Source organism: Candidatus Pelagibacter sp. (assembly GCF_052049775.1).
Taxonomy (GTDB): domain Bacteria; phylum Pseudomonadota; class Alphaproteobacteria; order Pelagibacterales; family Pelagibacteraceae; genus Pelagibacter.
The window spans coordinates 39,634-54,687 of record NZ_JBNGZH010000007.1 but is presented as its reverse complement, the minus strand read 5'-3'; the positions used below and the strand labels follow the sequence as shown (position 1 = coordinate 54,687).

The 15,054-nt window shown below is 29.1% G+C and carries 17 protein-coding genes; 10 read left to right on the top strand and 7 right to left on the bottom strand.

Annotation, left to right across the window (positions count from 1 at the left end; translation table 11 throughout):
• Positions 1-1,536: hypothetical protein (locus tag ACTT83_RS01595; RefSeq protein WP_440918474.1), on the top strand; the 1,536-nt coding region annotated here is incomplete at its 5' end.
• Here the strand turns inward: ACTT83_RS01595 and ACTT83_RS01590 are convergent.
• Positions 1,525-1,926 (bottom strand): gamma-glutamylcyclotransferase family protein, encoded by a 402-nt coding sequence (locus ACTT83_RS01590; protein WP_440918473.1) that lies wholly within the window; start codon positions 1,924-1,926, stop codon positions 1,525-1,527. The genes ACTT83_RS01595 and ACTT83_RS01590 overlap by 12 nt on opposite strands.
• A complete protein-coding gene (locus tag ACTT83_RS01585; protein ID WP_440918472.1) occupies positions 1,927-2,676 on the bottom strand; it encodes a competence/damage-inducible protein A in 750 nt (249 codons plus the stop codon).
• An 18-nt stretch (positions 2,677-2,694) separates the two neighbouring features.
• Here ACTT83_RS01585 and sfsA point away from each other — a divergent pair, with 18 nt between their 5' ends.
• The 9 genes from sfsA to grxD are packed head-to-tail and all read left to right on the top strand — an operon-like array spanning position 2,695 to position 9,921.
• Entirely contained in the window at positions 2,695-3,393 is a 699-nt protein-coding gene (sfsA, locus tag ACTT83_RS01580; protein ID WP_440918471.1) for a DNA/RNA nuclease SfsA, read from the top strand.
• On the top strand, positions 3,386-4,159 hold the full coding sequence (gene map / locus ACTT83_RS01575; RefSeq protein ID WP_440918470.1) for a type I methionyl aminopeptidase: 774 nt from the start codon (positions 3,386-3,388) through the stop codon (positions 4,157-4,159). Before sfsA ends, map begins: the two co-directional genes overlap by 8 nt.
• A 3-nt stretch (positions 4,160-4,162) precedes the next feature.
• Positions 4,163-5,455 carry an adenylosuccinate lyase gene (purB, locus tag ACTT83_RS01570; RefSeq protein WP_440918469.1) on the top strand — a complete coding sequence of 431 codons (1,293 nt, stop codon included), beginning with the start codon at positions 4,163-4,165 and terminating at the stop codon, positions 5,453-5,455.
• Positions 5,455-6,240 (top strand): phosphoribosylaminoimidazolesuccinocarboxamide synthase, encoded by a 786-nt coding sequence (gene purC / locus ACTT83_RS01565; protein WP_440918468.1) that lies wholly within the window; start codon positions 5,455-5,457, stop codon positions 6,238-6,240. Before purB ends, purC begins: the two co-directional genes overlap by 1 nt.
• A complete protein-coding gene (gene purS / locus ACTT83_RS01560) occupies positions 6,237-6,479 on the top strand; it encodes a phosphoribosylformylglycinamidine synthase subunit PurS (RefSeq protein ID WP_440918467.1) in 243 nt (80 codons plus the stop codon). Before purC ends, purS begins: the two co-directional genes overlap by 4 nt.
• Positions 6,480-6,482: 3 nt before the next feature.
• Complete coding sequence (gene purQ / locus ACTT83_RS01555) at positions 6,483-7,166, top strand: phosphoribosylformylglycinamidine synthase I (protein ID WP_440918466.1); 684 nt, start codon at positions 6,483-6,485, stop codon at positions 7,164-7,166.
• Entirely contained in the window at positions 7,166-9,355 is a 2,190-nt protein-coding gene (gene purL / locus ACTT83_RS01550; protein ID WP_440918465.1) for a phosphoribosylformylglycinamidine synthase subunit PurL, read from the top strand. Before purQ ends, purL begins: the two co-directional genes overlap by 1 nt.
• A 3-nt stretch (positions 9,356-9,358) precedes the next feature.
• Positions 9,359-9,589, top strand: coding sequence for a BolA/IbaG family iron-sulfur metabolism protein (locus ACTT83_RS01545; RefSeq protein WP_440916294.1), 231 nt, complete (start codon positions 9,359-9,361; stop codon positions 9,587-9,589).
• Positions 9,589-9,921: a Grx4 family monothiol glutaredoxin gene (gene grxD, locus ACTT83_RS01540; RefSeq protein ID WP_440916293.1), complete on the top strand. Its 333-nt coding sequence runs from the start codon at positions 9,589-9,591 to the stop codon at positions 9,919-9,921. Before ACTT83_RS01545 ends, grxD begins: the two co-directional genes overlap by 1 nt.
• A gap of 3 nt (positions 9,922-9,924) precedes the next feature.
• On the opposite strand, the gene rpsD is transcribed toward grxD, so the two are convergent.
• Genes rpsD through nadE form a run of 5 tightly spaced genes read right to left on the bottom strand, consistent with a single transcriptional unit; the run spans position 9,925 to position 15,027 of the window.
• A complete protein-coding gene (gene rpsD, locus ACTT83_RS01535) occupies positions 9,925-10,542 on the bottom strand; it encodes a 30S ribosomal protein S4 (protein ID WP_440916292.1) in 618 nt (205 codons plus the stop codon).
• A gap of 40 nt (positions 10,543-10,582) precedes the next feature.
• Entirely contained in the window at positions 10,583-11,296 is a 714-nt protein-coding gene (locus ACTT83_RS01530; RefSeq protein WP_440918464.1) for an RNA methyltransferase, read from the bottom strand.
• Positions 11,297-12,898, bottom strand: a complete 1,602-nt coding sequence (gene cimA / locus ACTT83_RS01525) for a citramalate synthase (RefSeq protein ID WP_440918463.1) — start codon at positions 12,896-12,898, stop codon at positions 11,297-11,299.
• Positions 12,895-14,238 (bottom strand): cysteine--tRNA ligase, encoded by a 1,344-nt coding sequence (cysS, locus tag ACTT83_RS01520; protein WP_440918462.1) that lies wholly within the window; start codon positions 14,236-14,238, stop codon positions 12,895-12,897. The genes cimA and cysS overlap by 4 nt, the downstream gene beginning before the upstream one ends.
• Before the next feature lie 51 nt (positions 14,239-14,289).
• Entirely contained in the window at positions 14,290-15,027 is a 738-nt protein-coding gene (gene nadE / locus ACTT83_RS01515) for an NAD(+) synthase (RefSeq protein WP_440918461.1), read from the bottom strand.
• Positions 15,028-15,054: the final 27 nt, after the last annotated feature.

Below are 15,054 nucleotides of genomic sequence, written 5' to 3'. Positions count from 1 at the left end.
ATTCAACCCAGATATGAAGATCCTATAAAAAATCTTTATTTGGTTTACTTGAAAAAAAAAATTTTTAATAAGATGTTAGTTTATGCAAAGCAATTAGTTGAAATTAATGAATTAAATGATGAATACAATTATCAATTAGCTTATGCTCATGAGTTAAATAATAATTTAGGTGATGCATTAAAATATTATACTAAATATTTAGACCTTAATGGTAAAAATAAAAAACAAGCCTTAAATAACATTGGCTGTATGTACCTAAAAAAGAATAAGCCAAAAATCGCAAATGAATTTTTTCTTAAAGGAATTAATTTTGGAGAAGACCAAATAATAGTAAATAATCTTCTTAATAGTTACATTTTATTAAGAGATTTAAAAAATTCTGAAATTTTTTTGAACAAAGCAGAAAATTTTGACAAAAATTTTATAGAATTCAAATATAATAAGGCAAGATTTTTAATCCTTAAAAATCAAGTACAAGAAGCAATTAATATTTTGGATGAAAACAAAAATATTCCAAAATTTTTTATCACTCTTTTGATATTATATTCAAATATTAATAAAAAAGAAGAATGTGAAAAACTACTTAATCAATCTAAAGATAATATAAAAAAAGAACCTGAGTTTTTAAATTATTATGGATTAAAATTACTATATGAAGGTAACTTTAATAAAGGTTGGGAATATTATGAATATAGAAATTCAAAAATTACTGATTTTTATAAGGATATTAAAGAATGGAATGGTGAAAAGATCAATGAAAAAAGTATTGTAGTCTTTAATGAGCAAGGAATAGGAGATTCAATTCAATTTTCTAAATATATTATACCACTAACAAAAATATCAAAAAATGTAACTTTCATAGTTCAAAAAAATATAAAAAATCTTTTTAAAATAGAAATTGACAACTTATCAATTGAAACTATTGAAAATTGTAGGCATAAACCATTTGATTTCAAAATTGCGTTAGGATCATTAATAAAATTTTTTTTTGAAGAAAAATTTGTAAACAACAAAAATCTTATACAAACTATTAGAGAAAATGATTTAAAATGGAGTGAAAAAATAATTAAAGATAAACTCAACATAGGTTTAGTTTGGTCAGGAAGTTTTAATGGTGCTAATGAACCTTTTAGATCTGTACCACTTAAATCTTTAAAAAAAATATTCTCAATAAATGCAAAATTTTATTGTTTACAAAATGAAATTTGGGATCGTGATTTGGATGATTTTCGTTCATCAAACTTAGTTGATTATGGTCAATATAAACTCGATGAAATTGCGTCTATAGTTAAAAATTTAGATTTAGTCATAACTAGTGACACATCAATATTACATTTATCAGCATCATTAAATATAGAAACATGGGGTATGTTAAGCCTGCATCCTGATTGGAGATGGGGTGAATTCAATAAAATTAATCCATATAAAACTCTTAGAATTTTTCAACAAGAAAAATTTAATGACTGGAGTAATGTCGAAGACCAAGTTTATAATGAGTTGAAAAAAAAAGTTGATTTGAAAATGTTAAAGCAATAATGCTCTTTCTAAATATTTTTTATCAAGTTTACAATCTTTATATCCACGTTTAACAATATTAAGATATCTTTCAGTTGGAAATCTGAATGGTGTTTTTTTAGTCATCGTATAAGTCATTACTTTTTTTCCATAATATAAAAAATAATACTTTTTATATAAAATTGGAAAGTCTTCATAAATATCAAGTTTTTTTTCATCACTTTTTGATATCTCAAATAACCCACCTGGTACTATAGAATTTTTTTTTGACTCAATATCTGCCGCTCGATATTTGCTTCTAAATGTTAATTTAAAATTTTTGAGATTTATTTTTTTTAAAAAAACACTATCTTTACATCTTCTTTTCATTTGAAAATGATGTAGATTACTACCATAAGCAAAATAAAGCATTTATCGATCTACTATTTCTATTTTTTTTTCTTTAATAAAATTTAAAATCTGAGCACTACAAATATCAATTTTTGATTGCTGCTCAGATCTAAGAACTATCGAGACTCCAAGTTTTCCTGCGTGAAAAAAGGGATAACTTCCAATTTCAACATCTTTATTTTGATCTTGGACCTTTGATAAAGAATTTGCGATTTCACTTTCTACAGTTTTTAAGCTTATTGTATGACTTAATATTGGATCACCGCCTACAATTTTTTGTTTCAAACTACCTAACATTGATTTTAATATCGATGGAACACCTGGTAAACAAAACACATTCTCAACACTAAATCCTGGTGCCCCACTCGTTGGATTCAAAATTAATTTTGCATTATGTGGCATCCAGACCATTTTCTGTCTACCCTCATTAAAATCTCCTGGCTTATAATAACTTTCTAAAATTTTAAAAGCTTCCGGATGAATTTCATATTTTAATCCAAAAGCTTCTGAAACAGACTCAGCAGTAATATCATCATGAGTTGGACCAATACCACCAGTTGTAAAAACATAATCATTATTCTTTCTTAAGATATTTAAATTTTCAATTATAGTTTTTTTTGTATCTGGTATTACTCTTACTTCATTAACTTGAACTCCAAGTGAATTTAGCCAAACAGCTAAAGTGCTAGTATTAGTATCTTGAGTTCGGCCTGAAAGGATTTCATTTCCAATTATTAATATAGCAGCATTAACTTTTGTATTTTTTTTCATATTATCTATAATTTGAATATGGAATTTACCAAGTCTTTGATAAAAGGCAAATTAATCAAAAGATATAAACGTTTTTTTGTAGATGTAAAAATAAATAAAGAAGTTGTGACCGCCCATTGTCCAAATACAGGCTCAATGAAAGGTCTGCTTGATGAGGGAAATGAGGTCTTCTTACTCAAAAATGATAATCCAAAAAGAAAACTTAAATATGGTTTAGAATTGATTAAAGCCAATAATAATTTAGTTGGAGTAAATACTCACATGGCAAACAAAATTGTTGAACATGGTCTAAATGCTAATTTAATAAATGAATTAAAAAACAATGATAGCATTAAGTCAGAAGTTTTTTACAACAAAGAAACTAGGTTTGATTTTTTAATCGAGAAAAAAAAACAAAAAAGCTTTATCGAAGTTAAAAATGTAACTCTTTTTAGAGAGAAAAAAACTGCTGAATTTCCTGACGCAATTACTACAAGAGGTTCAAAACATCTTCTTACACTTATTGATGCCATAAAAAAAGGTTATAAATCATATCTGATCTTTTTAGTTCAGATACAAAATATGGAAAATTTTAAAATTGCGAAAGATATCGATGAAGAATATTATAAAAACTTTCTTATTGCGAAAAAAGCTGGTGTTAATTTTCTTGCTTATAGATGTAAATTGAATTCAAAAGAAATTAGAATAGAAAAAAAATTAAACATTATTAATGAATAATTATTCAGAAAAATTTGAAAAAATGAGAATCGCAGGGAAACTTGCAGCTCAAACCTTAGATATGCTTACTGAAAATATAAAAGAAGGTATTTCAACTGCACAAATTGATAAACTTGGTTACGAATTTATTAGAGATAACGGAGGTTACTCTGCCCCACTTTATTACAGAGGTTTTACTAAATCATTATGTACATCATTAAACCATGTTGTTTGTCATGGAATTCCCTCTGAAGAAAGAATTTTAGAAGAAGGGGATGCAGTCAATGTAGATGTCACAGCAATTATTGATAACCACTACGGAGATACAAGTAGAATGTTTTGTATAGGTAAAACTTCTGTCAAATTAAATAATCTTATAGATGCAACTCATGAGTCGATGATGAGGGCCATAAAAATTTTAAAACCTGGAAAAAAACTTGGAGATATTGGTCATGAAATTCAAACATATGTAGAAGAAAAAGGTTTTTCAGTTGTCAGAGATTTTTGTGGACATGGTATAGGTACGACTTTTCACGAGTCACCAAATATTTTACATTATGGAACTAAAAATACAGGAATGGAATTAAAACCAGGAATGACATTTACAATTGAACCTATGATTAATGCAGGTAAATTTGCAACTAAACTGCTAAATGATGGTTGGACAGCAGTTACAAAAGATAAATCTTTGTCTGCACAATTTGAACATACAGTTGGAATAACAGAAAATGGTTATGAAATTTTTACAGAATCTGTTAAAGGTTATTTAAAGCCTCCATATTTATAATTAATGATAAAAAGATATTCGAGAAAAGAACTTACTGATATTTGGTCGGAAGAAAATAAATACAAAATTTGGTTAGATGTTGAGATAGCTGCAGCACAAGCTATGGAGAAATTAAATCAAATTCCCAAAGGTGTCTCCTTAATTGTAAGAAAAAAAGCAAAAATTAATGTTAAAAGAATTCACCAAATTGAGTCTCAAGTTAAACACGATGTCATTGCTTTTTTAACTTCTGTCACGGAGAAAGCTGGAATTAAAGCAAGGTACCTTCATCAAGGAATGACATCATCGGATGTCTTGGACACGAGTTTCAATATTCAATTAGTTCAATCAGGAAAAATAATTCTCAAAGACATTGACCAAATTTTAAAAGTATTAAAAAAACAAGCAAACAAATATAAATTTACGCCATGCATGGGAAGAAGTCATGGCATACATGCTGAGCCCATTACCTTTGGTTTAAAACTTGCTTCTTTTTACGCAGAATTTAAAAGAAATAGAAAAAGATTAGTCGATGCAATAGATGAAGTTTCGACATGTGCTATTTCAGGTGCAGTTGGAACATTTGCTAATATAAATCCAAATGTAGAAAAGCATGTTGCTAAAAAACTTGGTTTAAAAGTTGAACCCATTTCAACTCAAGTTATTCCAAGAGATAGACATGCTTTTTATTTCTCAGTTCTTGGAATTATTGCGGGTTCTGTTGAAAGAGTAGCTACAGAAATCAGACATTTACAAAGAACTGAAGTTTACGAACTACAAGAATTTTTTTCAAAAAAACAAAAAGGTTCATCTGCTATGCCACATAAAAAAAATCCTATCTTGAGTGAAAATCTAACGGGCCTTTCAAGAATGGTTAGAAGTACTGTAATTCCTGCACTTGAAAATATAGCCCTATGGCACGAAAGAGATATTTCACATTCAAGCGTAGAGAGAAACATCGGCCCAGATGCTAATATAACTATTGATTTTGCTTTAGTAAGATTAACCAATATTTTAGATAATATGATTGTTTATCCAAAAAAAATGTTAGAAAACTTAAATATAACGAAAGGTTTAATTTTTTCACAAGAGTTAATGCTTGAACTTACAAAAACTGGATTAACTAGAGAAAAATCTTATAGAATGGTTCAAAATTTTTCAAAAAAGTGTTTTGCTGAAAATTTGAATTTATTTGATGTAGTACAATCTGACAGATATATAATGAGTAAAATCTCAATAAGGAAATTAAAATCAATATTTAGTTATTCAAAACATATGAAAAATGTCAATTTTATTTTTAGAAGAGTCATAAAATAATGAAAAAAGGGAAAAAACTATACGAAGGAAAAGCTAAAATTATTTATGCAACTTCTGACAAAAATCTTGTTATTCAATATTTTAAAGATGATGCAACGGCATTTAATAATCAAAAAAAAAGTACTATTGAGGGAAAAGGTGTTCTTAATAACAGAATTTCAGAACATATACTCTCAAACCTAAATCAAATTGGAATTAAAAATCATTTAGTAAAAAGACTAAATATGAGAGAACAACTTGTGAAACTTGTAGATATTATTCCTATTGAGTTCATTGTAAGAAATATTGCAACTGGTTCTCTTACAAAACGATTGGGTATTGAGGATGGTACTGTACTTGAATATCCATTAATAGAGTATTGTCTCAAAAATGATAAATTAGGTGATCCAAACATTAGTAGAGAACACATTCTGGCGTTTAATTGGCTTAACGCTATTCAGCTTGATTTGATTGATGAAAATTTAAAACGTTTGAATGATTTTTTGTTAGGTTTATTTAGAGGAGTTGGAATCAAACTAGTTGATTTTAAAGTCGAGTTTGGCTTCACTCATGAAAGTGGAAAAAATAATATTATTTTAGCAGATGAAATCAGCCCTGATACTTGTAGATTGTGGGACTCAATTACTGATAAAAAACTTGATAAGGACAGATTTAGAAAAGATTTAGGAGATTTGATACCAGCTTATACTGAGGTTGCAAAACGACTTGGTATTCTTCATGAACAATCAAATGTATCCGCTGTTAACGTAACAAAACTTTCTTCAATAAAAAAAAAGAGTAAATGAAGGTTTCTGCAATAATAACATTAAAAAAGGATGTTTTAGATCCACAGGGTAAAGTCATCCATCAAGCATTGAATGGAATGGGTTTTGAAAATATAAGTGAAGTAAGACAAGGTAAATATTTTGAAATAGATGTTAATGAAAATGATCCTAGCAAAGCAAAAGCTGTTGTAGAGGACATGTGTAAAAAACTTTTAGCTAATCTTGTAATCGAAAACTTTAGAATTATTGAAACACAGTAATTAATGAAGTCATCTGTAATAACTTTTCCTGGCTCAAATTGTGATAGGGACATGGATGTTGCGCTCAAGAAATTTGGTTTTAACAACAAGATGGTTTGGCATGATGATAATGAGCTCCCTAAAAGTGATTTAGTTGTACTTCCAGGTGGTTTTTCCTATGGAGATTACTTACGATGTGGAAGTATGGCTTCAAAGTCTAGGATAATGCAATCAGTAATAAATTTTGCAAAATCTGGAGGATTGGTCATGGGAATTTGTAATGGATTTCAAATACTGGTTGAAACAGGTTTAGTGCCAGGAGTTTTGTTAAGAAATAAATACTTGGAGTTTATATGTAAAAATGTCTTCGTGAAATTGGACAACAAAGAGAATGCATATTTTAAAAATCTTAATAAAGACGTTTTAGAATTTCATATTGCTCATAATGAAGGAAATTATTTTTGTACCAAAGATCAATTGAAAGAAATTAAGGATAATAATCAAATAGCAATTTATTATTGTAATAGTGAGGGTAAGATAGAAGATCAATATAACCCAAATGGTTCAATAAAAAATATTGCAGGAATTTTTAATAAAGAAAAAAATGTTTTAGGGATGATGCCTCATCCAGAGAGAATGATAGACCAAAGTTTATCGGGGGAAGATGGTTCAATTTTTTTCAAAAACCTTATTAATAATATTAAATAATGGAAGTTAACGAACAAATTGCTATAGAACATGGTCTAAAGTCTGACGAGTACAAAAAAATTTGTAAGTTACTCAAAAGAACTCCAAATATTACTGAACTTGGAATTTTTTCAGCGATGTGGAATGAACATTGCTCATATAAGTCATCAAGACTTCACTTAAAAAAACTACCAACTAAAGGGAAAAAAGTAATTCAAGGTCCAGGAGAAAATGCAGGTGTCATTGATATTGAAGATGGTGATGCAATTGTTTTTAAAATTGAAAGTCACAATCATCCTTCATTTATTGAACCATATCAAGGCGCTGCAACGGGTGTTGGTGGAATTATGAGAGATGTATTTACAATGGGAGCAAGACCGATAGCAAATTTAAATTCAATACATTTTGGATCTCCGCAACATAAAAAAACAAAAAATCTCTTACGAGGAGTTGTACATGGTATTGGCGGCTATGGAAATTGTATGGGTGTGCCAACGATAGCTGGACAAACTTCTTTTGATAGTTCTTACAATGGAAATATTTTGGTCAACGCAATGACACTTGGTTTAGTTAAAAAAAATAAAATTTTTTATTCAAAAGCCGCTGGTTTAAACAAACCTGTGATTTATGTGGGTTCTAAGACTGGTAGAGATGGAATTCACGGAGCAAGTATGGCTTCAGCTAGTTTTGATGAGAAGATTGAAGAGAAAAAACCAACTGTACAAGTTGGTGACCCTTTTACTGAAAAGCTTTTACTAGAAGCTTGTTTAGAATTAATGGCTGGTGATTCAATTATTGCCATTCAAGATATGGGAGCTGCTGGTCTTACTTCGTCGAGTATTGAAATGGCATCAAAAGGAAATTTAGGCATTGAAATTGATTTAAGTAAAGTCCCATGCAGAGAGACTAAAATGACTCCTTACGAAATTATGTTGTCTGAAAGCCAAGAACGAATGTTAATAGTTTTAGAAAATGGCAAAGAGGAAATTGCAAAAAAAATATTTGATAAATGGAATTTAGATTTTGCAGTAATTGGAAAAACAACAAACTCAAAAAACATTGAATTATTTTTTAACCAGGAACAAGTAGCAAAAATACCTGTTAATATTCTTGTTGAAAATTCTCCAATGTATGATCGTAAATGGAAAAAATCAAAGTTGCCAAAAAAAAATAAATTTAAGAATGAAGTACTAAATAAATTCAAAATAAAAGATGTTCTTAAAAAAGTTTTATCTAATCAGAATATATGTAGTAAGGAATGGATTTGGCAACAATATGATCATACGGTTATGGGTGACACTATTCAAAAACCAGGTGGGGACTCTGGTGTTGTAAGAGTACATGGAACAAATAAAGCTGTGGCAGCATCAGTTGATTCTTCGGCAGTTTATTGTTGGGCTCACCCATTAACAGGAGGTAAACAAGTCGTAGCTGAAAGTTGGAGAAATTTAATTTCAGTTGGAGCGACTCCAGTTGCTATTACAAATTGTTTAAACTTTGGAAGCCCTGAAAAAGAGGAGAACATGAGTGAGTTTGTTGAATGTGTTCAGGGAATTGGAGAAGCAAGTAAATATTTAAATTTTCCAGTGGTATCTGGTAATGTATCTTTTTACAACCAAACCAAAGAAGTTGGAATCAAACCAACACCATCAATTGGTGGTGTTGGTCTCATCAAAGATTATACAAAAATGATTTCGATGGATTTAAAAGAAGTTGATAATTTAGTTTTAATCATTGGTAAAACTGAAGGGCATATTGACCAAAGTTTATTTGCCAGAACAATTTTAGATGAAAAAAATGGACCTCCACCAGAGGTAAATCTGTTTAATGAAAAAAATAATGGAGAGTCAATTTTAAATTTAATTGATAAAGGATACGTGAAAAGTGCTCACGACATATCTTTAGGAGGTCTATTGGTTGCGATAAGTAAAATGTGCATTAAAGGTAATAAGGGAATTAGAATTAATAAGTCAAAAAATTTAATGAATGAAATTGAGTATTTTTTTGCAGAAGATCAGGGTAGATATTTAATAGAGGTGAATAAAGAAAATTTAAAAGAAGTTACAAAAATTTTAAACAAAAACTCAGTACATTATGAGGAATTGGGTATTATCACACAAAACGATATGATTATTAATGAAAAGACAAAAGTTACAATTGACGAATTGAAGTCTTATTATACAAATTGGCTATCTAAGTATATGAGTTAAAATATGGCAATGGATTTAAAAGAAATCGAAAAATATATCAAAGAAGCAATGCCAGATGCTGTAATAGATATTCAAGATCTAGCTGGAGATGGTAATCATTACTCAGCGACTATAACCTCTTCTCAATTTGCCGGTAAAAGTAAAATTGAACAACATAAAATGGTTTATAATTCATTAAAAGGTAAGATGGGAAATGAACTACACGCTTTAGCAATTAAAACAAAGGAACAATAATGGATGATCAAACAAAAAGTTTAATTCAAAATCACATTGATACTAATGATGTGTGCCTTTTTATGAAAGGTACACCAGATCAACCACAATGTGGTTTTTCAATGACTGTTTCAAATATACTTAAAATGTTAGAGATAAATTTTAAGGGTGTGAACGTACTGGAAGATCAATCTTTAAGAGATGGAATTAAAGTATTCAGCGATTGGCCAACAATCCCTCAACTTTACATCAAAAAAGAATTCATAGGCGGATGTGATATCATCAAAGAAATGTATGAAAGTGGAGAATTAAAAAAAATGTTTGATGACAAAGGTATTAACTATAAAAAATAATTATTATCTAGAGTAATATTCAATTACTAAATTTGGCTCCATAACAACTGGGTATGGTACTTCTTCAAATTTTGGAATTCTAACAAACTTAAATTTTTTATTTTTTTCATCCATTTGAATATATTCTGGAGCTTCTCTTTCTTTGCTGGCTAAAGCAATATCGATTATCGCGAGTTGTTTTGACTTATCTCTAATTTCTATAGTGTCTTCTTCTCTAACAGAATAACTGGAAATATTTACTTTTTTTCCATTAACTTTTACGTGTCCATGGTTGATTAATTGTCTTGCAGAAAAAATTGTAGTTGCAAACTTTGCTCTATATATTACTGAATCTAACCTTCTTTCCAATAATCCAATTAAGTTCTCACTTGTATCACCTTTAAGCATACTAGCTTTTTTATAAATATTTCTGAATTGTCTCTCATTAATATTCCCGTAATAAGCTTTTAATTTTTGTTTAGCTTGTAACTGAATTCCGTAATCAGAAGGTTTTGAAGTTTTCGTTTGACCATGTTGTCCTGGTCCATAGGCTCTAGTATTAAACGGACTTTTTGGTCTTCCCCAAAGATTTACTTTTAATCTTCTGTCAACTTTATGTTTAGAGTTTAATCTTTTTGTCATTTAATAGAGGGCTTTATAAACTTACTCATTATTTTGTCAATCAACGTTTTTTACCCAAACTTGCAAATACACCAGATAATATACGTGTTTCTTTATCAGATAAGTCCATTTTATAAAAAATGTTTCTTAGGTTTTCTAGCATTTTTGGTCTCTTCTCTTTAGGTCTAAAAAAATTTATTTCATCTAAATTTTTAATGCATAGACTTAACATTGATTGAATTTCTTTTTTACTTGCTGATTTAACCTTTTTTGATTTTTTAAATGGAATATTTTTTGATTTAAGAAGACTGGCTACATATTGTGCAATTATAATTAAACTATGAGATAAATTTAAAGACTTAAAATCAGGATTAGTTGGTATTTGTAAAGTGTAATTTGCATAACTTACCTCATCATTTGATAAACCAGATGCTTCTGACCCAAATAAAAATCCAACTCTTTTCTTAAAATTAATTTTTTTCAAATCTTCTAAATTAATATGTTTTATATTCTTATTTCTAAATCTTGCTGAAGTAGCAATTAAAATCTCAATCTTTCCTAAAGCTTTATCTAAATTATCGTATTTTTCACTTTGATTAATGATGTCTTTTGCGCCAACAGAAGTAGCTAAGATTTTATCATTTGGGAAAATAGGTTTTGGATTGATTAAGACCAATTTTTTAAAATTAAAGTTTTTTATTGCTCTAGCACATGCACCAATATTTTCTGATAATTGAGGTTTGTGTAAAATAAATGAGATGTTATTTTTACTCATTTATTTACTAGCAGGAGCATTATCCTTAAATAGTTTGTAATCTAAGCTATCAATTAATGCTTTAAACGATGCATCGATAATGTTTGTAGAAACACCAATAGTAAACCAATTCTTTCCTTTAGAGTCTGTGCTTTCAATAGACACTCTAGTAACTGCCTCTGTCCCTGTATTTAAAATTCTTACTTTATAATCAACAAGTTTTAAATCTTTTAGATATTTTGAATATTTTGCGAGTCTATCAACGTTTTGTCTGATAGCATTATCTAGTGCATTTACTGGTCCATTACCTTCTCCTTCGCACATTATTTTCTCTCCATCAACTTCCAATTGTGCTTTTGCAGAAGAAACTATTTCACCAGATTTATTTTTTTTTACTGAAACATCATATTCATTAATTGAAATATATCTTGGTATTTCCCCAATAATTCTTCTAGCCAATAATTCAAACGACGCATCGGCTCCATCATAACTATAACCAATAAATTCCCTATCTTTAACTTCGTCTAACAATTTTTTTATTTTTGGATCACTTTCCTCAATATTAATTTTGATACTCTTTAATCTAGATATAATATTTGATTTTCCAGATTGATCTGAAACAACAATATTTCTAGTATTACCAACTTTCTCTGGATTTATATGCTCATAAGTTTTTGGATCCTTTTGCACAGCGGATACATGTAATCCTCCTTTATGAGAAAATGCTGCTGCGCCAACATAAGGTAAATGCTGATTAGGTTTTCTGTTTAAAATCTCATCTAATAATCTTGAACATTCAGTCAAATTTTTAATGTTTTCTGATTTAATACTGATTTCAAATTGAGATGAAAAATCTTTTTTCAAAAAAAATGTTGGGATTAATGACATTAAATTTGCATTACCGCATCTTTCACCTAAACCATTAATTGTTCCTTGAATTTGTCTTACACCAGATAATACTGCAGCTAAAGAATTTGCAACTGCATTGCCAGTATCATTATGTGCATGTATTCCTAAGTTCTTACCTGGAATAACTTTAGAAACTTCAGAAACTATCTGTGTAACTTCATGAGGAAGTGTTCCCCCATTCGTGTCACATAAAATAATCCATCGTGCACCTTGATCATATGCAGCTTTGATACAAGACAATGCATATTTTGGATTTGCTTTATAACCATCAAAAAAATGCTCAGCATCAAACATGAATTCTTTTTTTGCTTTTACAAAATGTTTAGCACTTTCAGAAATATTATCTAAATTTTCGTCATTTGATATTCCTAAAGCTACATCAACATGAAAATCCCAAGACTTTCCTACTAAACAAACAGCAGAAGTGTTTGAATTCATGAGTGCTGATAAACCAGTATCATTTTCTGCACTTCTTCCTGATCTTTTGGTCATACCAAATGATGTCAACTTTGAATTTTTAAAATTATGTTTTTTTTGAAAAAATTCTGTATCTGTTGGATTAGCACCAGGCCATCCAGCTTCAATATAATCAACGCCTAAATTGTCTAAAGCTGAGGCAATTTTTTCTTTATCCTCTAAAGAAAAGTCAACGCCCTGAGTTTGAGCTCCATCCCTAAGAGTTGTGTCAAATATGTATAATTTCTCTTTGCTCATTTAAATTTCCAGAGTGTTTTACCATCTTTGTCCTCTATTAAAACACCTTTGTCATTAAGTTCATCTCTAATTCTATCTGCTTCTTTATAATTCTTATTTTCTCTAGCTTTATCTCTCAAACTAAGCATGCTTTTAATTTCAGACTCACTAATAGAAACTTTATTCTTTTTAAAGTTATTCCATTGTTCTCTACTTTCATTCATCAAGCCAATAAACTTGCATGCCGATATGAACAAATTAATGTTCTCTCCTTTAGAGGCTTTTTCAAATAAATTATGAAGATTTGCAATATAACCAGGTGTATTCAAATCTTCGTATAATGGCTTTAAAATTTCATCTGAAACTTTTATAGATTTAAAATCAGATGAATAGACTCTGTACCATTTATCTAAAATATTTTCACAATCACTTAATAACTTATCATTCCAATCAAGTGGTTGTTTGTAATGTGTGCTCATTAGAGCTAATCTGATTATTTGACCACTAATCTTATTTCTAAAATCTTTAATCTTTAAGATGTTGCCTTGGGACTTAGCCATTTTCTCATTAGACATTGTGATAAAAGCGTTATGGATCCAATATTTCGCAAAAATTTTTGTTTCATTTGCACATCTAGATTGTGCTATTTCATTTTCGTGATGTGGAAAAATTAAATCTATACCACCGCCGTGAATATCAAATTCATTACCCAAAAATTTTTTGGACATTGCAGAACATTCCAAATGCCAGCCTGGTCTGCCTTTTCCCCAAGGAGATTCCCAATTCGGTTCATTATTAGTCGATGGTTTCCATAAAACAAAATCCTCAGAATTTTTTTTATTTTCACTAATTTCTACTCTTGATCCAGCAATCAACTCATCTAAATTTTTATTTGATAATTTTCCATAATCAGCAAATTTTTTTACTTCAAAATAAACATGTTTTTGATTTTCGTAAGCAAAACCTTTTTCAATAAGTTCAGTAATCATTTCTATCATTAGGTCTATATGTTCTGTAGCTTTAGGTTGATGAGTTGGACTTTCACAATTCAAAAATTCACAATCTTTTTGAAAACTTGAAGTTACTTTTTCAGTAAGTTCTTTTGTGGAAATTTTTTGTTCTTGAGACGATTTGATAATCTTGTCATCAATATCAGTAATATTTCTAACGTAAGTTACTTTTGCAAAATTATTTTTAAGTAATTTAAATAAGATATCAAATACAACTAATGGTCTTGCATTACCAATGTGTGGATCATCATAAACAGTTGGTCCACAAACATACATTCCTATTTCCTCTTTATTTTTTGGAATGAACTGCTCTTTTTGATTTGTTAAATTATTTGTTAAATAAATATCCATCGTTGATGATTAAGAAATATACCTTATTTGGGGATTTGTTAATCTAATTGATTAATTGGGAATCTTACAAACTGGAATAGGCTCCATTTTATGCAAGTTTTGATTTCTAATTTTTTCGTATTGGATTCTATGTGGTGAGTTTGGGTTGCTCATTGCATCCTCCAATTCACTATAATTGAATCCTAACTGACCTTCATCTGTTCTGCCGTCATCCCACAAGCCATCTGTTGGGGGAGCATCAATTATCTCTTTTAATATTCCAAGTTCTTTACCTAATTCCCACACTTCTGTTTTGTTACAATCTGCTATTGGAGAAATATCAACACCACCATCACCATATTTTGTGTAAAAACCAACACCAAAATCTTCAACTTTATTTCCAGTTCCAACAACAATACCTTTATTAGCTGCAGCAACCTGGTAAAGAGTTGTCATTCTTAACCTTGCTCTAGAATTCGCATAACCATGTTCATTATCAAATTTATTTAACGTTGATGAAAATGTGTCAAATAATTTGTCTAGACTTATAGTATGAGCTTCAACATTTTTAAATTTCTTTATTAACCATTCCTGATGTTTTAAACTTAAATCATGCTGATTTTCCTTTTGTTTAATTGGCATAGTTAAAACAATAGTTTTTAAACCTGTCATAGCACTCAAAGTACTTGACACAGAGGAGTCAATGCCTCCCGAAATACCAATAACTAAAGATTGAGCTTTGTTTGGCATTTGATCAACATAACTCTTAATCCAATTTGATATATATTTTACTTTTTCTCCAGGATTCATATCTTATTATTTAATTTATATTGATTT

Bases quoted from the DNA above. Each gene is read 5' to 3' on its own strand.
- ACTT83_RS01590 (WP_440918473.1), bottom strand. From the start codon at position 1,926: ATGCTTTATTTTGCTTATGGTAGTAATCTACATCATTTTCAAATGAAA.
- ACTT83_RS01585 (WP_440918472.1), bottom strand. From the start codon at position 2,676: ATGAAAAAAAATACAAAAGTTAATGCTGCTATATTAATAATTGGAAAT.
- sfsA (WP_440918471.1), top strand. From the start codon at position 2,695: ATGGAATTTACCAAGTCTTTGATAAAAGGCAAATTAATCAAAAGATAT.
- map (WP_440918470.1), top strand. From the start codon at position 3,386: ATGAATAATTATTCAGAAAAATTTGAAAAAATGAGAATCGCAGGGAAA.
- purB (WP_440918469.1), top strand. From the start codon at position 4,163: ATGATAAAAAGATATTCGAGAAAAGAACTTACTGATATTTGGTCGGAA.
- purC (WP_440918468.1), top strand. From the start codon at position 5,455: ATGAAAAAAGGGAAAAAACTATACGAAGGAAAAGCTAAAATTATTTAT.
- purS (WP_440918467.1), top strand. From the start codon at position 6,237: ATGAAGGTTTCTGCAATAATAACATTAAAAAAGGATGTTTTAGATCCA.
- purQ (WP_440918466.1), top strand. From the start codon at position 6,483: ATGAAGTCATCTGTAATAACTTTTCCTGGCTCAAATTGTGATAGGGAC.
- purL (WP_440918465.1), top strand. From the start codon at position 7,166: ATGGAAGTTAACGAACAAATTGCTATAGAACATGGTCTAAAGTCTGAC.
- ACTT83_RS01545 (WP_440916294.1), top strand. From the start codon at position 9,359: ATGGCAATGGATTTAAAAGAAATCGAAAAATATATCAAAGAAGCAATG.
- grxD (WP_440916293.1), top strand. From the start codon at position 9,589: ATGGATGATCAAACAAAAAGTTTAATTCAAAATCACATTGATACTAAT.
- rpsD (WP_440916292.1), bottom strand. From the start codon at position 10,542: ATGACAAAAAGATTAAACTCTAAACATAAAGTTGACAGAAGATTAAAA.
- ACTT83_RS01530 (WP_440918464.1), bottom strand. From the start codon at position 11,296: ATGAGTAAAAATAACATCTCATTTATTTTACACAAACCTCAATTATCA.
- cimA (WP_440918463.1), bottom strand. From the start codon at position 12,898: ATGAGCAAAGAGAAATTATACATATTTGACACAACTCTTAGGGATGGA.
- cysS (WP_440918462.1), bottom strand. From the start codon at position 14,238: ATGGATATTTATTTAACAAATAATTTAACAAATCAAAAAGAGCAGTTC.
- nadE (WP_440918461.1), bottom strand. From the start codon at position 15,027: ATGAATCCTGGAGAAAAAGTAAAATATATATCAAATTGGATTAAGAGT.